Below are 21,178 nucleotides of genomic sequence, written 5' to 3'. Positions count from 1 at the left end.
GAACAACGAATACCCATGTCACTACAGCATACGTTCGGGGAGCTTCGATCTCAGTTAGCGAAAAGGATCATAGGCCAGGAGAAGCTGGTCGACCGGCTGCTGATCGCGCTGCTGGCCGACGGCCACCTGCTGGTGGAAGGTGCGCCGGGGCTGGCCAAGACCACCGCCATCAAGGCCCTCGCCGACCATCTCGAGGGCGACTTCCATCGCATACAGTTCACCCCCGACCTGTTGCCGTCGGACGTCACCGGCAGTGAGATCTACCGGGCGGAAACCGGCCAGTTCGAATTCCAGCACGGCCCCATCTTCCACAATCTGGTGCTCGCCGATGAAATCAACCGGGCGCCGGCGAAAGTACAATCCGCGCTGCTGGAAGCCATGGGCGAACGGCAGGTCAGCGTCGGCATGCGCACCTTTCCGCTGTCGCCATTGTTCATGGTGATGGCCACTCAGAATCCGATCGAACAGGAAGGTACCTACCCGCTTCCCGAAGCCCAGCTCGACCGTTTTCTGATGCACGTGGTCATTGACTACCCGTCGGCCGACGCGGAAAAGGCCATCCTGCACCTGGCCCGAAACGATTACCGCCAGGGGCAGCCGGCGGCAGAGGTGCGGCTGAGCGCGGAGCAGGTTTTCCAGGCGCGTCGCGAAATTGCCGATATCTACATGGCCGACTCGGTGGAGCAGTACCTGTTGGCACTGGTGCTGGCGACCCGGAATCCCCAAAGCCTCGACCCGGAGCTGGCGCGGTGGACCGCTTTTGGCGCCAGCCCCCGTGGCACTATCGCTCTGGATCGTTGCGCGCGCGCACTGGCGTGGCTGGATGGCCGCGATTATGTCAGCCCGGATGACGTGCGCCAGATTGCCTTCGACGTGCTGCGTCATCGTATCCTGCTGACCTTCGAAGCCGAGGCCGAAGGTATGACCGCCGATACGGTGATACAGAGGCTGATCGACCACGTTCCTGTCACCGCCTGATCAGAATCACCCATGCCAGCGTCCCACGCCACCCATATCGACCTCCCCGCGCTGATTCGCCTCCAGGCGGATGCGCGGGCGCTGAAACTGCCGGCGGCGCGCCCCGTGCGAAGTCAGCAGGCGGGCTTACAGCGTTCGCCACGCCGGGGCCGCGGCATGGCATTCGCGGAAGTGCGCCAGTATCAGCCCGGCGACGACATTCGCAGCATAGACTGGCGGGTGACGGCACGGCGGCAATCGCCTCACACCAAACTTTACGAAGAAGAACGGGAAAGACCGGTATTGCTGTTATGCGACCTCGGGCCCAGCCTGTTCTTTGCCAGCACAGGCGCCTACAAACAGGTGCGCAGCGCCCAGCTGACCGGCATCCTGTCCTGGCTGGCATTATGGGCGGGCGATCAGGTCGGCGGCATTGTCTTCAACGGCGGCGATCTGACCGTGCAGCGCCCGGCCCGGCGCAAGAAATCGGTGTTACAACTGCTCGACACCCTGGCAAAGTTGCAGAAGGCGCCGGGCGCAGAACGTGCGACGCAAACCACATTCGCCTCGCCGACGGCAGACCTGAATACGGCGCTGAAAGAGGCCCGGCGTGTGGCCCACACCGGCAGCCGGATTTTTGTCATCAGTGATTTTCTGAACATCACCGCCGACAGCGCGCAATTGCTCGGGGCCCTGGCGAAACACAATTCGGTCAGCGCCCTGCGCGTGGCCGATCCCCTGGAATTGCACCTGCCTGACAGCGGACGTTTCGCGGTAGCCGGGGACGAGGGCCCAGTGTGGTTTGATGCCGGCAACCCGAGATTCCAGCAGGCCTGGCAGGACAAGGTGCAGCATCATGAAGCGGCACTGGCCGACTGTTTCCGGACCTCCGGCGTGCGCCCGGCCACGGTGATGACCGGCGACGAGCCCGCCTTTGTGTTGCAGTCCCTGCTGGGGCCGCGGGGGAGGATCGGCTGATGGAACAGAACCCACTGGATCAACTTCGCGACATTCACCTGCCCGAGACCGGTGGTTTCTGGCCGCCCGCGCCCGGCTGGTGGGTTCTGCTGGCGCTCGTGCTGGTCGCCATCGTTGCGGTGATCATGCTGGTACGCCGCCGGCGCCGGAAGAATCGCTGGCTGCGGGTGGCGCGTCGGGAACTGGAACACCTGGCGCGCACTCACCACGCCGACCCGCGATGGTTTGCAGACCTCAACGCGCTGTTGAAACAGTGCGCCCGCACCCGTTACCCGCACCACCACCCGGAAGCGCTCAGCGGCCAGCAGTGGGCGGACTTCCTGCTGAAAACCAGCCCGCGGGACCGGATCGCCTCGCGCCCCCTCGTCGAGGCCATGGTCAACAGCAGCTGGCAGCCCGACACATCCGCCGATCCGCAGAAGGCACTGGCCTTCGCACGTGAGTGGCTGGGGGGGCAGGCATGCTGAATCTTGCCTATCCCTGGGTGCTGCTGCTGGCGCTGGTTCCGTTGCTGATGCGGCTCGGCAAACGGTCGGGGCATTCCGTGGACGCACCGGTCTTGCCGGTGGGTCACTGGTTATCGGACCTTCCCGGCGTCAGTCGCAGCGGCAGCCGGCTGGCGTGGTGGCAGGCCCTGATGCTACTGCTGTCATGGCTGCTGCTGGTGGTCGCCGCCGCCCGGCCGCAACACGTGGGAGAACCGGTGCAGATGCCGGTGAGTGGGCGTGACCTGCTGCTGGCGGTGGACATTTCCCCCAGCATGGACGAACAGGACATGGTAATTCAAGGCCGCGGCATTAACCGATTGCAGGCGGTGAAGCGGGTTGTGGATGACTTTATCCAACGCCGGCAGGGTGACCGCCTCGGCCTGCTGCTTTTCGGCACCGAGCCTTACATTCAGGCGCCGCTGACCTTTGATCTTGCCACCGTGCGCACGTTACTGAACGAATCCGGTATCGGCATGGCGGGCCGGGCCACCGCCATTGGCGATGCCATCGGCCTGGCGGTCAAACGCCTGCGGGACCGCCCGCAGGACCAGCGCGTGGTCATCCTGCTGACCGATGGCGCCAACACCGCCGGCGAGATCACCCCGGACAAAGCCACCGAGATCGCCAAAGCCACCGGGGTACGCCTGTACACCATCGGCATTGGCGCCGAGTCGATGATTCAACGGGGACTATTGGGCTCCCGCCAGGTCAATCCGTCGCGGGACCTCGACGAAGCGTTGCTGCAGCGCATGGCCGAGCAGACTGGTGGAGAATACTTTCGCGCCCGCAGCCTGCCGGAGCTGGAGCTGATCTATGAGAGCATTGACCGGCTCGAACCCATTGAACTCGAGGGCAAGCACTACCGTCCGGTCACCGACCTGTTCGTCTGGCCCGCCGCCGGTGCGGTCGGCCTCTGGTTGTTGCTGCAGGCGTTGAAGCTGATCCGCCTGGCCGGAAAGCGTCGCCCTGGCGCCCTCGATGAGCGTCCACAAAGGAGGTTCGGCCGTGGCTGATTTCCATTTCCTGCGCCCCCTCTGGTTGCTGCTGGCACTGGTGATTCCGGTTCTGCCGCTGATTTACCGCAAGGCGCGACAGAGTGACAGTGGCTGGTCGCGCATCATCCCGGACGCACTGCTGCGGCCGGTGATCAGTCGGCACGGGCAAACCGGTGGGCACAGCCGGACCCCGTTTCTGGCTGCCGGAGCAGGCCTGCTGGTGCTGGCGATTGCCCTGGCCGGGCCGGCGTGGCGGCAGATTCCAACGCCCCTGCAGCAACAGAACGACAGCCTGGTGGTGGTGCTGGACCTGTCACTGTCGATGCTGGCAACCGACGTGGAACCGGACCGGCTGACCCTGGCAAAACGCAAGATCCGCGACATTCTCGAGGCACGGGAAGGCAGCCTGACCGCCTTGGTGGTGTTCGCCGCAGACGCCCACGCGGTCAGCCCGCTGACAGATGACCGCAACACCATCACTGGCATGCTGGGCGTACTCGACCCGGTGATCATGCCCGCGGCGGGCAACCGCGCCGACCTGGGCATACAGCGGGCGCTGCAGCTGCTGCAGCAGGGCGCGCCGGGAAGCGGCCGCATACTGCTGATTACCGACAACGTCAGTGACCGGTATCAGGACCGTATTTCCAATCTCCTGCAAGGCAGCCGGTTCCCGCTGAGCACCCTGGTGGTGGGTACCGCGGAAGGCGGCCCCATCCCTCTCCCCAAACGGGGATTTATCCGTGAAAACGGTCGCGTCGTGATGGCCAAGGCGAGCCCGTCGGCGCTACAGAAACTGGCCCGAGACAATGGCGGACGCAGCCACCACCTGACCCTCGACGACACCGACATCACCAACCTGAGTCTGCGCCCTGAAGATTCCGGCGACTGGCAGGAGAGTGAGCGGGAACTGACGGTAAACCGCTTCCAGGACGACGGCTACTGGTTGTTGTGGCTGGCCCTGCCTCTGCTGTTGATTGGCTGGCGCCGGGGTGCGCTGGCGTTGGCGCTTTTCACCCTGCTACCACTGGCGCCGCGGCCGGCCATGGCCCTGAGCTGGGACGAGCTTTGGGCACGCGAGGATCAGCGCGCCCCGCAACTGATCGCCACGGATCCGGGAAACGCCGTCCGCCAACTGAACAGCCCGGAATGGCGGGGCAGCGCCCAATACCGTAACGAGGAATACGAAGCGGCCGCCGAATCCTTTGCCCGCGCGGATACCCCGCGGGCGCACTACAATCGTGGTAATGCCCTGGCTCACGCCGGCAAACTTCAGGAGGCGCTGGCCGCCTATGACGAAGCGCTCGCCGCCCAACCGGGGCTAGAGGATGCCCGCGTCAACCGCCGCATTGTCGAGCAGATGCTGAAGCAGCAACAGGCCGACAACCAGTCCGGAGACAGCGGCAACCCGGACAACTCTGACTCCCGGAACGGCAGTAATAACAGCCAGAACAGTCAGAATTCCCAGAGCAGTAATGCCTCTGACGATTCGCAGGATCAAAACGGCCAGCAGGGCACTCAACAAGGCAATCAAGGCAGTGAACAGGCCGGCGGCCAACAGAATCAGCCGGGCGGCCAGGGCAATCAGACAGAACAACAGGAATCCACAGCGTCATCCGGACAACAACCCGGTGCCGGGACCGGCAAGTCCGGCCAGGCCCAGGCGGCCCCGGCTGAGATCTCCGAATCGCCACTGACACAGGGCCAGGAGCAATGGCTGAGGCGAATCCCCGATGACCCCGGTGGCTTGTTGCGGCGGAAATTTCTGCAACAGTACCAGCAACGTGATACTCAATCCGACGAGGGTGACACCCCATGGTGAAACAGCTTGCGACTCCACTCTTTCTGATAGTGATGCTGTGCTCACTGGCCTGGCCCACCCTGGCTGCCAACGATCTGACGGTCGAGCCCGACCGCACGACGCTCTACGAGGGTGAAGTGCTGACACTGAATGTCCGGGGCAGCATGAAGATCGACATCAACCTCGGCAACCTGTTCGATCTGGACATCTCCAGCCTGCCCTCGCCGGATATCGAGAAAGTGGAGGAGAATTTCGAGATTCTGGCGCGCAATCAGCGCTACAGCATCCGCACTGTTAACAACGAGATGATTGGCGAAATCACCTGGACCTATCAGCTGGCGCCAAAATCCACCGGCGAGCTGACCATCCCTGCGCTGTCGTTCCAGCAAGCCACTTCCGACCCGGTAACGATCGAGGTGATCAGCGGCACCCCGCCCGACCGGGACACCGAAGCGAGCCGCGACACCTTCATCGAACTGGCGACTGACAAGGACGAAGTCTACGTGCAGGAACAGCTGGTTCTGACCATCAAACTGTTCTTCAGTGGCAACCTGATCCGTGGCGAGCTGTCCGAACCTGAGCATCCGGACGCCATCATTGAAAGCCTGGGCAAACAGCGCGAATACAGCCGTTACCGTGACGGTGTCCGCTTCCGGGTGGTGGAGCGCCGCTACGCCATCTACCCCCAGCAACCGGGTGAATTCAGCCTCAACACCATTCGCTTTGAAGGTCGCGCCCGCACACCGGACGGGCAACTGAAGTTCCTGCGGGACAGCGAAGACCTGTTTACCATCCCCGTTAAAGCCATACCGGCCGGGTTCACCGGCGACACCTGGCTACCGGCCAGCCAACTGACACTGACTGAATCCGGCCTGGCCTCGGGCCAATCTCTGGCCACCGGTCAGAACCTGACCCGCACCCTGTCGCTGCAGGCGGACGGTTTACCCGCGGAAACGCTGCCGCCGTTCGCCGGCATGGAGATCCCGGGCATCCGCACCTACCCGGAAACGGCCCAGCGCACAACGGACAGCACCGCCGACGGGCTGGTCGCAAACCTGACCCAGACCACCGCGCTGGTACCCGTGCAGGCCGGCGAACTGGTGTTGCCGGAAATCCGCATTCCCTGGTGGGACACCGCCGCAGACGAGCAGAAAGTGGCGGTGATACCGGCCAGAACACTGGCGGTGGCTGGCCAGCCGGGCCAGGCCGCCACCGTGCCTCCCCAGGCGAGTGAACCGCCGGAAACCGCGGCTGACAACAGCGGTCAGCCAGGCGACGGAGCGAGCGAAGGATCGGACTTCTGGCAACTGTTAAGCCTGACACTCGCCATTGCCTGGCTAATCACCATCGGGTTGTGGTGGCGCGCCCGACGACGCCCGCCTGCCGGCCAGGAGCGCAATGATTCTGACGATGAGGGCGAGAAGGCGCTGTTTGACCGCCTGCTGAAAGCGGCCGGAGCGGGCTCATCCGACACCCTGAGACTCCTGCCCCAGTGGGCGAACCGCCGCTTTGAGGGCACCTCGTTCGACAGCGTAGCGGAAGTGACTACCCATCTGCGGGATCCGGCGCTGAATCAGACCCTGGCGGAGCTGCAGCAAAGACTGTTCGGCAAACCCGAACACCACGACCGTCGCTGGGATGGCGAGGCGTTGATCGGGGCACTGAAGCGGGTTCGCAGCCAGCGCCCCCACGGGTTGTCAAAAAGTGAGGAAAGCCTGCCGCCACTTTACCCGGAGGCCCTGGCCAGCCGCCCCTGACTGAAACCTCAGGTCAGTTGCGCAACTGCTGGTCAATGACCAGGGTGGCGGCCACATCCTGGCTTTCGGACACGGCAACCGGTTCGTCCAGCTCGCCCTGCCAGTCCCCCGCCTGCGCCATGGCGTTGCCGGAACGCGACAGCCGCGCCACCAGCGCCACTTCCGAGACGTCAGAGAGGCGGTTGTCGGGCGACATGGTAAAGCGATCATCCAGGCGCACATCCACCGGCAGGTCGGCCGCGGTCAGGCGGGCCACCGCCAGGGGCACCCGGTTCTGGCGGTCGGTACTGCGGGCGAACAGGAACAGCGTGGTGTCATCCGGGACCTGTCCTGCGAAGGCGCTGGACAGTTCAACCCGAACCGTCACACCAGGGCCTGACGCCTGCGCTGTCTCCGGTTGCGGCGGCTCCTGCCCCAGCCGCTGGTAGGCCTCGCTGATGCCATTACGGATTGAGGCCAGTTGGGGGTGATCCGGAGCCACTTCGACGATGCGCTCCCAGAAGCGGATGGCTTGCTGATAGTTGCCCGCACTGAAAGCGGAAATACCCAGCAGCCCCAACGCGTTCACCTCGTCCGGATTCAGCGCCCGCGCGTTTTCGATCGCACCACGAACCTCCTCACTCATCTCGCCCTGGCTGTTGAAGAACAGCGCCTGGGCAGACAGTCCCCAGGCAGTGGCCCTGGCCTGGTTATCGTCGTCAATCTGACTGGCCAGCTGCTCAAAGGCCCAGGCCGCATCTGCGAACTGTTCCAGACGCATGTAGCTACGCCCCAGCATGGCCCAGCCTTCGGTGTTCTGCGGCTTATCCTCAAGCCGCGCCCTTAGCTGCGCTGTCAATGCCGCCATCTGTTCGGCCCGGTCGCCCTCCGCCGCGGTCATTTCCTGCATGGCACGATACTGGGCGACCTCTTCCATTGCGCCCCACTGCTGGTAGAGATAAACCGCCGCCGCGGGAACAATAGCCAGACTCACCAGTGTGATCACCACGGCGCTGCGACGTCCGGGCTTATTCACGATGCCCTTGTCAGCGTCCGGTACATCGTCAAGCATGCTTCCCGCCAGTTCTTCCCGCAGTTGACGATAGTTTTCCTCATCCAGGATTCCGGCCTGATATTCGTTATCCAGCTCCTTCATGCGGGAACGGTAGGCCATCAGATTCTGATTGCGTAAATCCAGTTGGGCGCGGGCGTCAGCCCGGTGCGAGAACAAAGGCCAAATGACGAAAGCCAGCGCCAGACAAATCAGCGCGGCGGCAAGTATCCAGAACAACGTGTCAGTCATAAGTGAGTCGTAATCTATCCACGGGGAATGGGAATGTCAGTTCAGGACCTTGGGTCCCGGTCTTCATCGGCAAGCAATTGATCCACGCGAGACCGCTCCTCGGCGGTCAATTCAGCGCTCTGCTCGCCTCGCCGGCGGGAACGAATCACAATACCGGCCACCACCAGCAGGCCTGTACCCACCGCAATGGCCGGCGTTGCCCACAGCAAAACGGTGCGGCGGTCCAACTCGGGGTTGTAGCGTACGAACTCCCCGAAACGATCAACCAGGGCACCGACGATATCGTCATCAGAGGCCCCGTCCTGCATCATACGGTAGACCGCATCGCGCATGTCCCGGGAAATCGGTGCGTTGGAATCCGCGATGTTCTGATTCTGGCACTTGGGGCAGCGCAGCTCCGAAATCAGCTCGCGATAGCGCTGCTCCTCCTGCAGGCTGTCGAAACCCTGCACATTGGCTTCATCCGCCGCCAGTTGCAGAGGGAGCATCAAAGCCAGCACCCACATAGCAATCCGCCTGCCCATCAGGCACCCTCCCGGTAGCGTTTCATAATGGGTTCAAGGTCCTGCTTCCAGACCTTTTCATTGACCACACCCACGTGGCGGTAGCGCACGATACCGTCGGCGTCGATCACGTAGGTTTCCGGCGCGCCGTAAACGCCCAGGTCAAAACCCAGGGTGCCGCGAGGGTCGTAGATGGTCACCTCGTAGGGATTGCCCAGACGCGTCAGCCACGTTAATGCGTCATCGCGGTTGTCTTTGTAGTTCAGCCCGATGATCCTCACGCCTTTGTCTTCCGCCAGCCGCAGCAGGTCGTCGTGTTCATCGCGGCAGGCCGGGCACCAGGTGCCCCACACGTTCAGCAGCGACACCTCGCCTTCGAACACCGCGGCATCCAGTTGCGCTTCCGCGTTGCCCAGCTCAGACAGTGAGAACGCAGGCACCGACTTGCCGACCAGCGCCGAATCCAGCCGGTTGGGGTCCTTGCCAATCCCGGCAAAGAGCACAACACCCAGTACCACCACCAGAATCAAGGGAATGAACAGGAACATACGCTTCATGACATTGCCTCCGCCGTGTCACCACGCGGGGGCACGGTGCTGGCCGCTGCAGGCGCTACAACCTTGTCACGCACACGGTAGCGGCGATCGGCAATGGCCAGGAAACCGCCCGCGGCCATGAACAGGGAGCCCAGCCACAACCAGCGCACCAGCGGCTTGTATTGCAGGCGAATCGCCCAGGCATCGTCGCTGATGCGCTCGCCGACGGCGACAAAGACGTCGCGGAACAGTCCGCCGTCTATGCCTGCCTCGGTCATCACGTTGCGCTGCACCAGGTACTGACGCTTTTCTGGATGCAGAACCGATACCGGCTCACCATCGAGGGTGACGTGAAAGGTGCCGTACTGGGCGGTAAAATTACGCCCTCGTCGATCGCCTATCTCGATGAACTCCACCTGATAGTCGCCAACCATGGCGGTATCACCCGGAGACATGCGCACATCCCGCTCAATACCGTAATTAGACACCACGGTGGCTCCGGCCATCGTAATGGCCAGGCCCAAATGACCAAGCACCATACCGTAATAGCTCCGGGACTGGCGTCTCAGACCGTGCCAACGCCCTTTTCTCGACGCGGATTTGTCCCACAGATCCCAGAACGTGGCCACCGACACCCACACGGCGGCAAAGCAGCCAGCAAACGCCCATGGTTTGAAGCCACCGTAGACCACCATCACCGCGGACGTCGCCACCAGGCTGACCGCCAGTGGCCACAGCAGTTTGCGACCCAGCCAGCCGCCGTCGGTCTTCTTCCAGCGGGAGAAGATACCGGCGCCGAGTAACAGGCCGGTCGCCACGGCCAGCGGGCTGAAGGTGGTATTGAAGAACGGCTCTCCGATCGACAGCCGGCCCATGTCCAGATAGTCCAGCACCAGCGGATACAGCGTGCCAATCATCACCAGCAACGTGGCCGCCACCAGCAGTACGTTGTTGAGGAGCAGGAAAATCTCGCGGGACAGCGAGCCATAGCGGGCGCGCACATGCACCACCGGCGCTCGGAACGCATAGAGCACCAGGCTGGAAACGACGGTGATTGCCAACAGCGCCAAAAGGAAAGTGCCGCGCTCCGGGTCAGAAGCAAACGCATGCACCGACGTCAGCACGCCGGACCGGACCAGGAAGGTGCCGAGCAGGCTGAGTGAGAACGTGACAATCGCCAACAGCACGGTCCAGCTCTTGAACACGCCACGCTTTTCAGTGACCGCCAGCGAATGCATCAGCGCCGTACCAGACAACCAGGGCAGCAACGAGGCGTTTTCCACCGGATCCCAGAACCACCAGCCACCCCAGCCCAGCTCGTAATAGGCCCACCAGCTGCCCAGCGCAATCCCCAGTGACAGGAACGCCCAGGCTACCGTGGTCCATGGCCGCGACCAGCGGGCCCAGGCGGCATCGAGCCGGCCGTTCATCAACGCCGCAATGGCAAACGCAAACGCGACCGAGAAGCCCACATACCCCATGTACAGCATCGGCGGGTGAACGATCAGCCCGAAGTCCTGCAACAGCGGGTTCAGGTCGGCACCGTCTGCCGGTACGTTGGGCAGCATGCGATCAAACGGATTGGACGTCAGGATGATGAACAGCAGGAAACCGACGGTGATCATGCCCATCACCGCTAACACCTGGGCGATCATCACCGCGGGCAGGCGGCGGCTGAAGACCGCCACCGCCAGGGTCCAGCCCGCCAGCATCAGAATCCACAACAGCAGCGAGCCTTCATGGCCTCCCCAGACGGCACTGAACTTGTAGTACCACGGCAGCAGGCTGTTGCTGTTGTTGGCCACATAGGCGACCGAGAAATCGTCGATCAGGAACGCGTAGGTCAGAATCCCGAACGCCAGCGCGATAAACACAAACAGGCCCGCCGACAGCGGGCGTGCAAACGCCTGTAAATGGTCACGACCGGTGACCGTGCCTGCCAGCGGCACCACGGAAAGCAGTACTGCAAGCATCAGCGCCAGTATCAGCGCGAACTGTCCGAGTTCCGGATACATCAGCCCTCTCCAACATCAGAAAATAGAATATGTCTCAGTAGCCAGCGCCAGTACTATTGCCGTCAACGGCCTTGTGCTTGCCGCCAGAGGCACGCTCAAGCGCCTCGGCCACTTCCGGTGGCATGTAATTTTCATCGTGCTTGGCCAGCACCTGATCCGCCACAAACCGGCCGTTGTCAGTCATGCGCCCCATGGCCACGACGCCCTGCCCCTCGGCAAACAGATCCGGCAGAATCCCGGTATACTCCACCAGCACAGAGGAGTTGAAGTCGGTGACCTTGAACTCCACCTTCAGGCTTTCCGGATCCCGCAGCACCGATCCCTCTTCAACCATCCCACCGGCACGGATTCTGACATCCACCGGCGCCTCACCCGCTACGATCTGGCTGGGGTCATAGAACAGGTTGATGTTCTGACGCAGGGCGTAGGTGGTCAGCCCCACAGCAACGGCGATCCCTGCCAGTAAGAAGAGGACGATAATCAGCCGTTTTTTTCGGATAGGGTGCATCGGTTGCCTGCCATTCAGTCTTGAGAATCGTTGACACGGCTGAAGCTGGCGGTCGCCACTGGCCGTGAGGTAGAGGATTGGTCACGCCCTGTGCGGCTCAGCTCGCGCCGCTGCGCCGCCATGACCTGTCGGCGCTGGTGCAAGGACCAGAACACCAGAGCGCCTAACAGTAGGAAAAACACCCCATAACAGGTCCACACATAGGGGCCGTGGCCTTCCATGACAACGAATGCAGTCAGTGAATCAAACGCCATCCGGTCAGCTCTCCTCCGCCTGCACCAATGCTTTTACCCAGCGGGTGCGACGTTCACGAACGAGTATTTCGGTTTGCATGCGCAGGCAGGCAAACCAGCCAAAAATCAGGTACAGACCCAGCACGGACAACAACAGCGGCACCCACATTTCCATGGGCATGGCCGGTTTTTCGGTCAATTTGAACGTCGCCGGCTGGTGCAGGGTATTCCACCACTCCACGGAATACTTGATGATCGGTATATTCACTACCCCCACCAACACCAGCACCGCGACCGCCCGGGCTGACGATTTCTCATCGGAGATTGCCGCTCCCAGCGCAATAACGCCGAAATACAGAAACAGCAGGATCAACATGGACGTTAACCGCGCATCCCAGATCCACCAGGTACCCCAGGTGGGCTTGCCCCAGACTGCGCCGGTGAACAGGGCAAGGAACGTCAGCACCGCGCCGACAGGGGCCGCGGCCTTGACGAAGACATCTGCCAGTTTCATGCGCCACACCAGGGTTACTACCGCTGCCACCGCCATCATGATGTATACGGACTGCGCCAGGAATGCGGATGGCACATGAATGAAGATGATGCGATAACTGTTCCCCTGCAGGTAATCCTTGGGCGCAAACGCCAGCCCCCAGATCAGACCGGCGAACAACAGCACCACGCCGCCCCACATCAGCCAGGGCATCAGCCGGTTCGCAATACCGAAGAACCACTTCGGCGAACCCAGCTTATGAAAGAATTGCCACATCAGGGTTACCTTTTACCTGTTAACTGTTGGACAGACTGATTCGCAGTGCCGCCGCTGCCGCAAAGGGCGCCAGCGTGATCGCCAGCACCAGAAACGCCCCCATCAGCGCAATGTAGCCGCCCACCGGTGCGCCCTCCGCCGCTGCAGCCACCGTACCCGTGCCGAAAATCAGCACCGGAATGTACAGCGGAATGATCAGCAGAGACAAGAGCACCCCCGCCGACTTCAGCCCCAGTGTCAGCGCGGCGCCAATGGCGCCAATGAGACTGAGCACCGGCGTCCCGATCAGCAGCGTTAGACACAGAACCGCAATAGAGTTCCCCTCCAGGTGCACCATCACCCCCAGCAGCGGCGCCAGCAGGATCAATGGCAGCCCCGTCAATACCCAATGGGCGGCGGTTTTCGCCAGCACCAGCAGGAACAGGGGCTGCGGCTGCAGCACCAACTGCTCCAGGGTGCCGTCATCGAAATCGTGGCGGAACAGGTGATCCAGGGACAGCAACACAGACAACAGCGCGGCAACCCAGAGAATGCCACTGCCAGCCAGCTGCAGGAATGACACTTCCGGGCTGACCCCCAGGGGAAACAGCGTGACCACCATAACGAAAAACAGCAGCGGATTGAGCAGGTCCTGGCGCTGACGAAAGGCCGCCCTGAGGTCCCGCACAAACACCACCCTCATGGCAGTGAACACACTCACCGCGTCTGCCTCCGGGCGCAGGCCGGCCCGTGCATCAAAGGCCATCAGCACCTCCCAGACAGATGCGCTGCATGGATGGCAGCTGCAGGTCATGGTGGGTGGTGACCACGACAGCGCCACCATCACGGGCCCGCTGCACCAGCAGGTGCTCCAGCGCCGTCACCCCGTCGATGTCGATCGCGGTGAACACCTCATCGAGAATCCACAACGGTTCGTCTGCAATCAGCAACCGTGCCAGTGCTACGCGGCGTTGCTGGCCGGCTGACAGGCGACGGCAGGGCACATCCTCGAAACCGGCCAGCCCGGTTCCTGCCAGTGCCTTCAGCAAAACCCCATCGCTCATAGCCTTTCGCCCGGCCATCAGCGCACGGAGATTCTCCACGGGTGTCAACAGGGGTTTGATACCCGGGCGATGGCCCAGGTACAGCATGTTATGGAGGAACTCTTCACGCCGGCGGGCGCGGGGTTTGCCCAGCCAGAGCAGTTGCCCGCTCCAGGCATCGTTCAACCCGGCCAGAATCCGCAACAGGGTCGTCTTGCCGGACCCATTGGGGCCCTCGACACGGGTCAACGTACCGGGCAGTATGGAAAAAGAGAGATCCCGGAACAGCATCCGGTCGTCGCGTTCACACTGCAGATTGACCGCCTGTAATAACGGCTCAGACATCAGGGCCTCAGATCTTGCACAACGCCGGGATAATGTCCGGCATTGCAAACATTCAAGCCTGCCCCACCCGGCACATGCATTGATATGCATTGAGAGGGACAGACATTTCACACAGGCAATGGAAACCAGCGCGGCGTATTATAACGAAACCGTGCCCTGAATACTCTTGTCCGGAATCAAATCAACGCTGATGAAATTACCAAACGGTAACCTGACACCGCCATCCACCGGCGACCAGCCCCGACAGCCCGCGGCAACCGGCAGCCAGCCGTCCCAGGCGACGTCAACCAATGATGCCGCCGCCAGGCTCTCCGCACGCCAGCAGCTGGACCAGCTTCAGTTGAGCAACCGGCAGACGGTACTGGCGCGGGTTGCCGAGGTACTGAACCGTCAGTCGGACGCCGGCGCGCAGTTACTGCTGGAAGTGCGCGGGCGGACCCTGCCCATTCAGGCCGCCATCGGCGATACCGCGCTGGAAACCGGAGATTGGGTCAAGGTCATGCGCGCGGGCAATGAATTGCAGTTGCTCGGTAAGCTGGCTCCCGCCCAGGAAGCGGGCATCGCGCGCGCACTGGCCCAGCGGTTACCCTGGCAGCAAAGCCTCGATGCCGGGCTGGGACGCATCCTTGCCAGTCTGACCCAGGGGGTGCGGCCCGATAACAGCGGTACCGCCCTGCCCTCATCGGTTCAGCTCCAGCCTTTGCCGGCGCCGGTGCGCCAGGCCATCGAACAACTCATCGGTCGGCTACCCGTCAGCAGTCAGCTCGCTGGCCCCGACGGTGGCTCCACTGCCAGTCAGCAAGTTCGCCAGTGGATTGCCGAAAGCGGGCTGTTCGCCGAGGCGCGACTGACCCAGAGCCGCGACCCGGCGCTGCCGGACCTGAAACTCTCGCTGGCACGACTGGTCACCGCGCTGCTGGAACACCAGGGTAGCGGCCCGGAACAGTTCAACCGGCTGACACCCTTGGCCACCCCGGAACTGATCCAGTCACCCCTGCAATTCCCCAATGCGCTGGCACCACCGCCACCGCAAACCAGCGCAGAACCGACCACCGTGGGCCAGATGCTGCGACTGCTGGCCGGTATGCTGAACCGCATCACGGTGAATCAGTTGCACAGCCAGGTGCTGTCGACCCGTACCACCGCCGAGGCTCCCGCGCCGGTCGCCACGCTGCTGCTGGAGCTGCCCTGGGTCACGCCCCAGAATGAACCGCGCCTGGCCCAACTGAGAATCGAACACGATGGCGAGGATGGGGAAAACGGCGGAAAAAGGGCCGCCGGTGCTACCGAGTGGCGGCTGACCCTGGCCATGGATCTGGATGACGCCGGCCCGGTGCATTTTGACGTCGCGCTGCGGCAACAGCAGGTGTCTGCCCGTGTCTGGGCGGAGAAACAGCACACCCTGGCGCAGGTTCAGCAGAGCCTGCCCACATTGCGACAAAGTCTTTCTGATCTGGGCCTGGAAGTGACCGATCTGGAATGTCGCAGGGGCAATCCGAAAGGAGCAACGACGCGGCTGGAGCATCGACTGGTGGATACCCGGGCATGAAGAATCACACTCATTCAGCGACCGCCAACGCCGCAGTGGCGTTGAAATACGACGGTAAATCCGCGCCCACCATTGCCGCGACGGGAACCCATGAGCTTGCGGAGGAAATCATCCGGATCGCCCGGGAGCACAAGGTCCCGCTTTACGAGAACCCGGAACTGGCGAGCATCCTGGCCCGGCTGGATCTGAACGAGGAAATTCCTGAAACCCTCTATCAGGTGATCGCGGAAATTCTGGCGTTCGCCTTCAACCTGCAGGGCAAGACACCGGAGGACGCGGGCAAGGCGCCGCCAGAGCGTTAAGCCGGGCAGGCAGCGCCCGCCCGGACTGCCCTCAGGCGGCCTGACGCCGGCGCAGAGCCGAGACCAGCTCGGCTTCAGGGCGGGAAATACCGCAGGTATTCATCAGGTCATCAATATCGGCGCCCAGATCCACCAGGCGCGAGGCTTCATCGTAGGAAATTCTCAGGGGGTCGTTCTGGCGCATTTCGTCCAGCGTCGCGCGCAGCTCATGCAGCTGCCGCTCGCAGGTGACCAGGCGCTGCCCCACCCCCATACTGCCGCTGGTGGTGGCATGGAGTTCACGGCCCAGGCTGTCACAGCGCTCTTTGAGCTGGTGACGCAGGCGTCGGATCTCGCGCTGCGACAGGGCTGCCTGCACGGCCATCAGCCCGAGGGCGGTCACCGTCAGGACCCAGGGGATCAGGGAAGCGTATTCTGCAAACATGATGAACGTCCTCAGCTTGGTTTAACCACCGGGGCGTCCATCGTGCCGACCTGTACCGGACCTGGGTCCGTTATTACAGTGCCGCGATTTCAGCCCACTCGTGGTCTGACAACATTTTGTCGAACTCGACCAGAATGATCAGTTCGCCATCCTTATTGCACACGCCCTGGATAAACTTGGCGCTTTCCTCGTTACCCACGTTCGGTGCGGTTTCAATTTCACTGGCTTTCAGATAAACCACTTCGGCCACGGAATCCACCAGAATGCCCATGACCTGGTTGGCCGACTCCATCACCACAATGCGGGTGGCGTCCATCACTTCCGAGTCGGAAAGACCGAACCGGCGGCGAGTGTCGATCACCGTCACCACATTGCCCCGCAGATTGATGATGCCAAGCACGTAATCCGGTGCACCCGGAACCGGCGCAATCTCGGTGTACCTCAGCACTTCCTGAATCTGCATGACGTTCAGACCATAGGTCTCATCATCCAGGCGGAAGGTCACGTACTGGAGTACCTGATCGTCCTGGGCCTGATGTTGTTGTCCGCTCGGGGATGCCATAGCGTTGTCTCTCCTCTTGGGCTGCCCGGCGGGCAACCTGATCGTCAAAAAATCATCATCAGTGCCCAATACTATATTTAAGGGCACAAACCGTGCCAGCACTGCACGGTTTCATTCAGTAACCCGGCATCAGCCCAGATCCAGGTGATGCTCCCGCTCTGCTCGCACCAACAGATCCGCCATGGCGCGCACATCAATCAACGCACACATCTGCTTGACCACCGTGCCGGCCAGCCACGGCCGCTTGCTGCGCGCAGTGCGCCAGCGCACGTCTTCCGGGTTCAGGGTGAACGACTGGGCCACATCGTCACAGGCCAGGCCCCACTCACTGTTATCCAACCGGATCACAAAGCGGTAGTTGTCCCTCGCGTTGGCAGGCACCCGGCCGGCCATAATCCATTCGGCACTGTCGACAACCCGCAGGTTGTGATCCCGATCTGCGCGAATCCCCATATACCATCGCGGGCTGCCAGGAATCGGTTTGATGCCCTCTTCAATGCGATGGATGGCACCGAGGAGAATCAGTGGCACCGCCAGTTGCAGGCCGGCCACGGTAAAGATCAGACACTCGAACGGCTGCTCTGACCAGTCAGGGCGGGACGAGCTCCGCTCGGGGTCGGCTTCCGGCGTGGCTTGCTGCCCGGCTTCTGGCACCACCTCGAGAGCGCGTTCCGGCAGCCTTTCTGACTGACGGATCGCCGGCTCCGCTGCCGGAACTGGTTCCGGTTCAGGTTCTGCAACAGAAGCGGGTTGCGCCTCCGCCAGAGGGCTCACCCGGGTTTCCGCCACCGGCGCGGGGGCCGGTCGGGCGACGACCGGCGCCGCCTCTTCCTGACGTGCGGTGTCGGTCGCCGTGTGCAACAGTTCGTCAAGGTAGCTGGCGATCGCCGAGGCCGGATCCGCCAACCTTGTCAAATTCTCGTCAGCCATATTTCTGTTCCCGCCCGGCGCCAGTGTTGGCCAGCAGATCATCCAGCAGACGGCTGTAGGCGCGAACACCATGGGTGCTGCTGTCCACTGCTGAGGGCACCAACCCTGCCTGGCTGGCATCGCGGAACTTGGTGTCCACCGGAATGGCGAAACGCCATAACGTGTCCGGATACGTTTTGCGCAGCAGATTCAGGCTCTTGGTAGAGGCCTGGGTGCGGCGATCGAACAGCGTCGGCACGATGGTGAACGCCAGCTCGTTCTTCTGCGACCGCATAACCATTTGCAGGGTATGCAGCATGCGCTCAAGGCCCTTGATCGCAAGGAATTCCGTCTGTACCGGGATGACCAGGTGCTGGGCAGCTGCCAGCGCGTTCACCATCAGTACGCCCAGCGAAGGGGTGTTATCGAGAATCACATAATCGAAATCGTCCCAGAGCTGGGCCAGCGCACGGGACACGATCAGCCCCATACCCTCGACGCCGATCATCCGCCGCTCCAGCGTCGCCAGCGCGGTACTGGCCGGCAGCAACGACACGCCGTCACAGCTGGTCTCGGTTACCAGCTGCGCGGCAAGACCTTCAGGAACCTTGCCTTGATGCTGAAACAGATCAAACACACTGTGGGCAATAGTGTCCGGATCGTATCCGAACCAGCTGGTCAGCGACCCATGGGGATCCAGGTCCACCACCAGCACCCGCTTGCCCCGCTCCGCCAGCAACCCGGCCAGCGCCACCACCGAAGTGGTTTTTCCGACACCGCCTTTCTGATTGGCTACTGCCCAGATTCGCACGTTATGCTCTCCACTCTATCGTTCCTGCTCTTGCTGAAACCCAAGGCCACCGACCCTATCCCAGTGTATCGGCCATGACCGGAGCAACTTGAATACCGCCCGGCAAGTCTTTGCCGGGACATTCGGTGTAGGGGGATAAATACAGAAACCGTGCCAATCCGCCAATACGCAGCGACCACAGCGATTGTCCACTCAGCCAGTTCAGCGCATGGTTCCGCGGATGCTGGCGTCCCGGGAGATCAGTAACACCACGCGCCGGTTGCGGCGACGACCTTCTTCGGTGTCATTGCGGGCGACCGGCTGGTGCTGGCCGTAACCGACCGCCGCCAGGCGCTCCGGTTCGACACCTTCCATCGCCAGCATACGCACCACCGCGGCGGCACGGGCGGCCGACAGCTCCCAGTTGGAGGGATAGGCACTGGTGCGAATTGGCCGGTTGTCGGTAAAGCCTTCCACCTTGACCGCATTGTCACGGTTACGGAGCACGCCAGCGATCTTCTTGACCACCTCGAAACCGTCGTAGTGCGGTTCGGCAGAGCCGCTGCTGAACAGCAGGCTGTCCGGTAGGTTCAGTTCCAGCCAGCGCTTGTTGCTCTCCAGCGACACCACCCCCTGGCTGATCAGCTCGTCAAAGTCCAGCGTCAGCTGATCGGCGATGGTCCGCAGCTCGGCACTCCGGTCCTGCTCGCTGAGTGCCGGGTCGACCGTTTCGGCAATGTCGGGGGATATGACGTCGTCGGTCGCGGCGGCCGTTCCGCGCTGCGACTGGTCGCCCACTTCAATGGGCTGAAAGGACCGCTGGGGGGCGTTGAAAACGCCGGTCAGGGTTTCCGACAGCACCTTGTACTTGCCCTCGTTGACCGAGGAGACCGAATACATCACCACAAAGAACGCGAACAGCAGGGTGATGAAATCAGCGTAGGAGATCAGCCACCGCTCCTTGTTGTGAAGGTCCTCCTGGGGCTGCCTACGACGTCGCATAGTTCCACCCGGGGCTCACTGCACAAACCCCCGCAGCCGCAGTTCTATGGATTTGGGGTTTTCCCCGTCGGCAATGGCGATGATGCCATCGATCATCATGTCCTCGTAACGGGTGCGCTGGCGAACAATGCCCCGCATCTTGTTGGCTACCGGGAAAAACAGCAGGTTTGCCAGCGCCACCCCGTAGATGGTGGCGACAAACGCAGTAGCGATGCCGCTGCCAAGGGACTGGGGATCTTCCAGATTGGTCATCACCTGAATCAGCCCCATTACGGCGCCAATAATGCCGATGGTCGGGGAGTATCCGCCCATGGCCTCGAACACTTTCGCGGATTCCAGATCCCTGTCCTCGCGGGATTCCAGATCCACCTCCAGGATACTGCGGATGCTTTCGGTTTCCGCGCCATCCACCAGCAACTGCAGACCTTTGCGGGCGAAACGCTCAGGCTCCTTGTCCGCCAGCCCCTCAAGCCCCAGCAAGCCCTGCTTGCGGGCCTTGACGCTCCAGTCGATGACCTTGCCGATGCCGTCTTCGAGGCTCACGTAGGGTGGAACGAACACCCAGCGAACCTGCACAAACGCCCGCTTGAGCAAGGGCCAGGAGGTTTGCAGGATAGTGGCGGCCAGGGTTCCGCCAATGACAATCAGCGCCGCCGGCCCGTTAAACAGTGAACCGACTGCCCCGCCTTCAAGGAGGTTGCCGCCAAGGATGGCGGCAAAGGCGAGAATAATCCCCAGCAGACTGAGAATATCCATCAGCTCACCCCTTCCACCAGCCGGGCACCAATATCATTCAACGCCAGCACTTCGTCCGAGAGCCCGGCCTTGGCGACCGCCATGGGCATGCCGTAGATCACCGAGGATTTCTCATCCTGGGACCAGATCACCGAACCGCTCTGCTTCATCAGCCGGCAACCTTCTTTGCCGTCCGCCCCCATGCCGGTCAGAATCACCCCCAGGGTCTTGCCGGGATAGCTGCGGGCCAGGGAACCGAAGGTCACATCCACGCAGGGTTTGTAGTTCAGCCGGTCGTCCCCCGGCAGAATACGCACCCGGGCCTGACCGCTGCGATTCTCGATCATCATCTGTTTGCCGCCGGGGGCAAGCAACGCCAGCCCCGGCCGCAATACGTCGCCGTCTTCCGCCTGACGGACTTCGATCTGGCACAATTTGTTGAGGCGCTCTGCGAAGGCCGGAGTGAAGCTGGCCGGCATGTGCTGCACCAGCACGATGGGCGCGGGAAAACTGGCGGGCAGCGCCGTCAACACCCGCTGCAGTGCGACCGGCCCACCCGTGGAGGTGCCAATGCCTACCACGGCATAGCGCCTGGCAGGGCCACGGCGCGAAGACCGCGACGACGGCGCCGGGGGTTCTGCCACCGCAGGCTGGGCGGTGCGCGATGCGGGGGCGTTAGCCTGGCCGGCCCGGCTGGGGGGCTTGGGCGGCTCCCGGCG

The 21,178-nt window shown here is 62.6% G+C and carries 24 protein-coding genes; 8 read left to right on the top strand and 16 right to left on the bottom strand.

Annotated features, from left to right (window positions below; all coding sequences use genetic code 11):
* The first annotated feature begins 15 nt into the window (after positions 1–15).
* From DYI22_RS14850 to DYI22_RS14825, 6 genes are read left to right on the top strand one after another with little or no spacing between them, the layout of a single operon-like run.
* On the top strand, positions 16–978 hold the full coding sequence (locus tag DYI22_RS14850; RefSeq protein WP_213478864.1) for an AAA family ATPase: 963 nt from the start codon (positions 16–18) through the stop codon (positions 976–978).
* Positions 979–990: 12 nt separating this feature from the next.
* Positions 991–1,935, top strand: a complete 945-nt coding sequence (locus DYI22_RS14845) for a DUF58 domain-containing protein (protein ID WP_213478863.1) — start codon at positions 991–993, stop codon at positions 1,933–1,935.
* The gene (locus tag DYI22_RS14840; protein WP_228301061.1) at positions 1,935–2,402 is read left to right on the top strand and encodes a DUF4381 domain-containing protein; all 468 of its coding nucleotides are present in this window, start codon (positions 1,935–1,937) and stop codon (positions 2,400–2,402) included. The genes DYI22_RS14845 and DYI22_RS14840 overlap by 1 nt, the downstream gene beginning before the upstream one ends.
* Positions 2,396–3,436 (top strand): vWA domain-containing protein, encoded by a 1,041-nt coding sequence (locus DYI22_RS14835; RefSeq protein WP_213478862.1) that lies wholly within the window; start codon positions 2,396–2,398, stop codon positions 3,434–3,436. Before DYI22_RS14840 ends, DYI22_RS14835 begins: the two co-directional genes overlap by 7 nt.
* Positions 3,429–5,237, top strand: a complete 1,809-nt coding sequence (locus tag DYI22_RS14830; protein WP_323132926.1) for a vWA domain-containing protein — start codon at positions 3,429–3,431, stop codon at positions 5,235–5,237. Before DYI22_RS14835 ends, DYI22_RS14830 begins: the two co-directional genes overlap by 8 nt.
* The gene (locus DYI22_RS14825; RefSeq protein WP_213478860.1) at positions 5,231–6,973 is read left to right on the top strand and encodes a BatD family protein; all 1,743 of its coding nucleotides are present in this window, start codon (positions 5,231–5,233) and stop codon (positions 6,971–6,973) included. The genes DYI22_RS14830 and DYI22_RS14825 overlap by 7 nt, the downstream gene beginning before the upstream one ends.
* Before the next feature lie 13 nt (positions 6,974–6,986).
* Here DYI22_RS14825 and ccmI read toward each other — a convergent pair whose 3' ends face one another.
* From ccmI to ccmA, 9 genes are read right to left on the bottom strand one after another with little or no spacing between them, the layout of a single operon-like run.
* The gene (gene ccmI, locus DYI22_RS14820) at positions 6,987–8,255 is read right to left on the bottom strand and encodes a c-type cytochrome biogenesis protein CcmI (protein WP_213478859.1); all 1,269 of its coding nucleotides are present in this window, start codon (positions 8,253–8,255) and stop codon (positions 6,987–6,989) included.
* 41 nt (positions 8,256–8,296) lie between these two features.
* The gene (locus DYI22_RS14815) at positions 8,297–8,779 is read right to left on the bottom strand and encodes a cytochrome c-type biogenesis protein (RefSeq protein WP_213478858.1); all 483 of its coding nucleotides are present in this window, start codon (positions 8,777–8,779) and stop codon (positions 8,297–8,299) included.
* Positions 8,779–9,315: a DsbE family thiol:disulfide interchange protein gene (locus tag DYI22_RS14810; protein ID WP_213478857.1), complete on the bottom strand. Its 537-nt coding sequence runs from the start codon at positions 9,313–9,315 to the stop codon at positions 8,779–8,781. The genes DYI22_RS14815 and DYI22_RS14810 overlap by 1 nt, the downstream gene beginning before the upstream one ends.
* The gene (locus tag DYI22_RS14805) at positions 9,312–11,309 is read right to left on the bottom strand and encodes a heme lyase CcmF/NrfE family subunit (RefSeq protein WP_213478856.1); all 1,998 of its coding nucleotides are present in this window, start codon (positions 11,307–11,309) and stop codon (positions 9,312–9,314) included. The genes DYI22_RS14810 and DYI22_RS14805 overlap by 4 nt, the downstream gene beginning before the upstream one ends.
* Before the next feature lie 34 nt (positions 11,310–11,343).
* Entirely contained in the window at positions 11,344–11,817 is a 474-nt protein-coding gene (gene ccmE, locus DYI22_RS14800; RefSeq protein WP_213478855.1) for a cytochrome c maturation protein CcmE, read from the bottom strand.
* A gap of 14 nt (positions 11,818–11,831) precedes the next feature.
* Positions 11,832–12,071: a heme exporter protein CcmD gene (gene ccmD, locus DYI22_RS14795; RefSeq protein ID WP_213478854.1), complete on the bottom strand. Its 240-nt coding sequence runs from the start codon at positions 12,069–12,071 to the stop codon at positions 11,832–11,834.
* A 4-nt stretch (positions 12,072–12,075) separates the two neighbouring features.
* Positions 12,076–12,819: a heme ABC transporter permease CcmC gene (gene ccmC, locus DYI22_RS14790; RefSeq protein ID WP_213478853.1), complete on the bottom strand. Its 744-nt coding sequence runs from the start codon at positions 12,817–12,819 to the stop codon at positions 12,076–12,078.
* 19 nt (positions 12,820–12,838) lie between these two features.
* Positions 12,839–13,564 (bottom strand): heme exporter protein CcmB, encoded by a 726-nt coding sequence (gene ccmB, locus DYI22_RS14785; RefSeq protein ID WP_213478852.1) that lies wholly within the window; start codon positions 13,562–13,564, stop codon positions 12,839–12,841.
* Positions 13,554–14,186 carry a cytochrome c biogenesis heme-transporting ATPase CcmA gene (ccmA, locus tag DYI22_RS14780; RefSeq protein ID WP_213478851.1) on the bottom strand — a complete coding sequence of 211 codons (633 nt, stop codon included), beginning with the start codon at positions 14,184–14,186 and terminating at the stop codon, positions 13,554–13,556. Before ccmA ends, ccmB begins: the two co-directional genes overlap by 11 nt.
* Positions 14,187–14,376: 190 nt before the next feature.
* On the opposite strand from ccmA, the gene DYI22_RS14775 reads away from it, so the two are divergent.
* Both DYI22_RS14775 and DYI22_RS14770 read left to right on the top strand, forming a co-directional pair.
* Positions 14,377–15,735, top strand: a complete 1,359-nt coding sequence (locus tag DYI22_RS14775; RefSeq protein ID WP_213478850.1) for a flagellar hook-length control protein FliK — start codon at positions 14,377–14,379, stop codon at positions 15,733–15,735.
* Positions 15,732–16,037, top strand: coding sequence for an EscU/YscU/HrcU family type III secretion system export apparatus switch protein (locus DYI22_RS14770; RefSeq protein WP_213478849.1), 306 nt, complete (start codon positions 15,732–15,734; stop codon positions 16,035–16,037). The genes DYI22_RS14775 and DYI22_RS14770 overlap by 4 nt, the downstream gene beginning before the upstream one ends.
* 31 nt (positions 16,038–16,068) lie before the next feature.
* On the opposite strand, the gene DYI22_RS14765 is transcribed toward DYI22_RS14770, so the two are convergent.
* The 7 genes from DYI22_RS14765 to DYI22_RS14735 all read right to left on the bottom strand — a co-directional run.
* Positions 16,069–16,461, bottom strand: coding sequence for a DUF2802 domain-containing protein (locus DYI22_RS14765; RefSeq protein WP_213478848.1), 393 nt, complete (start codon positions 16,459–16,461; stop codon positions 16,069–16,071).
* Between the two features lie 73 nt (positions 16,462–16,534).
* A complete protein-coding gene (locus DYI22_RS14760) occupies positions 16,535–17,023 on the bottom strand; it encodes a chemotaxis protein CheW (RefSeq protein ID WP_213478847.1) in 489 nt (162 codons plus the stop codon).
* 129 nt (positions 17,024–17,152) lie between these two features.
* Positions 17,153–17,953, bottom strand: a complete 801-nt coding sequence (locus DYI22_RS14755; protein WP_213478846.1) for a chemotaxis protein CheW — start codon at positions 17,951–17,953, stop codon at positions 17,153–17,155.
* On the bottom strand, positions 17,946–18,743 hold the full coding sequence (locus tag DYI22_RS14750; RefSeq protein WP_213478845.1) for a ParA family protein: 798 nt from the start codon (positions 18,741–18,743) through the stop codon (positions 17,946–17,948). The genes DYI22_RS14755 and DYI22_RS14750 overlap by 8 nt, the downstream gene beginning before the upstream one ends.
* Positions 18,744–18,944: 201 nt before the next feature.
* Positions 18,945–19,724 carry a flagellar motor protein MotD gene (gene motD / locus DYI22_RS14745; protein WP_213478844.1) on the bottom strand — a complete coding sequence of 260 codons (780 nt, stop codon included), beginning with the start codon at positions 19,722–19,724 and terminating at the stop codon, positions 18,945–18,947.
* A 15-nt stretch (positions 19,725–19,739) separates the two neighbouring features.
* The gene (locus DYI22_RS14740; RefSeq protein WP_213478843.1) at positions 19,740–20,480 is read right to left on the bottom strand and encodes a flagellar motor protein; all 741 of its coding nucleotides are present in this window, start codon (positions 20,478–20,480) and stop codon (positions 19,740–19,742) included.
* On the bottom strand, positions 20,480–21,178 hold a 699-nt coding region (locus DYI22_RS14735), incomplete at its 5' end, for a chemotaxis protein CheB (RefSeq protein WP_323132925.1). The genes DYI22_RS14735 and DYI22_RS14740, both read right to left, overlap by 1 nt.

Origin of the sequence: Marinobacter lipolyticus (assembly GCF_018424605.1) — a bacterium.
Classification (GTDB): Bacteria; Pseudomonadota; Gammaproteobacteria; order Pseudomonadales; family Oleiphilaceae; genus Marinobacter; species Marinobacter lipolyticus_B.
Note: the sequence above shows the minus strand (reverse complement) of the source record. Positions and strands in the feature narration are given on the sequence as shown.

Bases quoted from the DNA above. Each gene is read 5' to 3' on its own strand.
- DYI22_RS14850 (WP_213478864.1), top strand. From the start codon at position 16: ATGTCACTACAGCATACGTTCGGGGAGCTTCGATCTCAGTTAGCGAAA.
- DYI22_RS14845 (WP_213478863.1), top strand. From the start codon at position 991: ATGCCAGCGTCCCACGCCACCCATATCGACCTCCCCGCGCTGATTCGC.
- DYI22_RS14840 (WP_228301061.1), top strand. From the start codon at position 1,935: ATGGAACAGAACCCACTGGATCAACTTCGCGACATTCACCTGCCCGAG.
- DYI22_RS14835 (WP_213478862.1), top strand. From the start codon at position 2,396: ATGCTGAATCTTGCCTATCCCTGGGTGCTGCTGCTGGCGCTGGTTCCG.
- DYI22_RS14825 (WP_213478860.1), top strand. From the start codon at position 5,231: ATGGTGAAACAGCTTGCGACTCCACTCTTTCTGATAGTGATGCTGTGC.
- ccmI (WP_213478859.1), bottom strand. From the start codon at position 8,255: ATGACTGACACGTTGTTCTGGATACTTGCCGCCGCGCTGATTTGTCTG.
- DYI22_RS14815 (WP_213478858.1), bottom strand. From the start codon at position 8,779: ATGGGCAGGCGGATTGCTATGTGGGTGCTGGCTTTGATGCTCCCTCTG.
- DYI22_RS14810 (WP_213478857.1), bottom strand. From the start codon at position 9,315: ATGAAGCGTATGTTCCTGTTCATTCCCTTGATTCTGGTGGTGGTACTG.
- DYI22_RS14805 (WP_213478856.1), bottom strand. From the start codon at position 11,309: ATGTATCCGGAACTCGGACAGTTCGCGCTGATACTGGCGCTGATGCTT.
- ccmE (WP_213478855.1), bottom strand. From the start codon at position 11,817: ATGCACCCTATCCGAAAAAAACGGCTGATTATCGTCCTCTTCTTACTG.
- ccmD (WP_213478854.1), bottom strand. From the start codon at position 12,071: ATGGCGTTTGATTCACTGACTGCATTCGTTGTCATGGAAGGCCACGGC.
- ccmC (WP_213478853.1), bottom strand. From the start codon at position 12,819: ATGTGGCAATTCTTTCATAAGCTGGGTTCGCCGAAGTGGTTCTTCGGT.
- ccmB (WP_213478852.1), bottom strand. From the start codon at position 13,564: ATGGCCTTTGATGCACGGGCCGGCCTGCGCCCGGAGGCAGACGCGGTG.
- ccmA (WP_213478851.1), bottom strand. From the start codon at position 14,186: ATGTCTGAGCCGTTATTACAGGCGGTCAATCTGCAGTGTGAACGCGAC.
- DYI22_RS14775 (WP_213478850.1), top strand. From the start codon at position 14,377: ATGAAATTACCAAACGGTAACCTGACACCGCCATCCACCGGCGACCAG.
- DYI22_RS14770 (WP_213478849.1), top strand. From the start codon at position 15,732: ATGAAGAATCACACTCATTCAGCGACCGCCAACGCCGCAGTGGCGTTG.
- DYI22_RS14765 (WP_213478848.1), bottom strand. From the start codon at position 16,461: ATGTTTGCAGAATACGCTTCCCTGATCCCCTGGGTCCTGACGGTGACC.
- DYI22_RS14760 (WP_213478847.1), bottom strand. From the start codon at position 17,023: ATGGCATCCCCGAGCGGACAACAACATCAGGCCCAGGACGATCAGGTA.
- DYI22_RS14755 (WP_213478846.1), bottom strand. From the start codon at position 17,953: ATGGCTGACGAGAATTTGACAAGGTTGGCGGATCCGGCCTCGGCGATC.
- motD (WP_213478844.1), bottom strand. From the start codon at position 19,724: ATGCGACGTCGTAGGCAGCCCCAGGAGGACCTTCACAACAAGGAGCGG.
- DYI22_RS14740 (WP_213478843.1), bottom strand. From the start codon at position 20,480: ATGGATATTCTCAGTCTGCTGGGGATTATTCTCGCCTTTGCCGCCATC.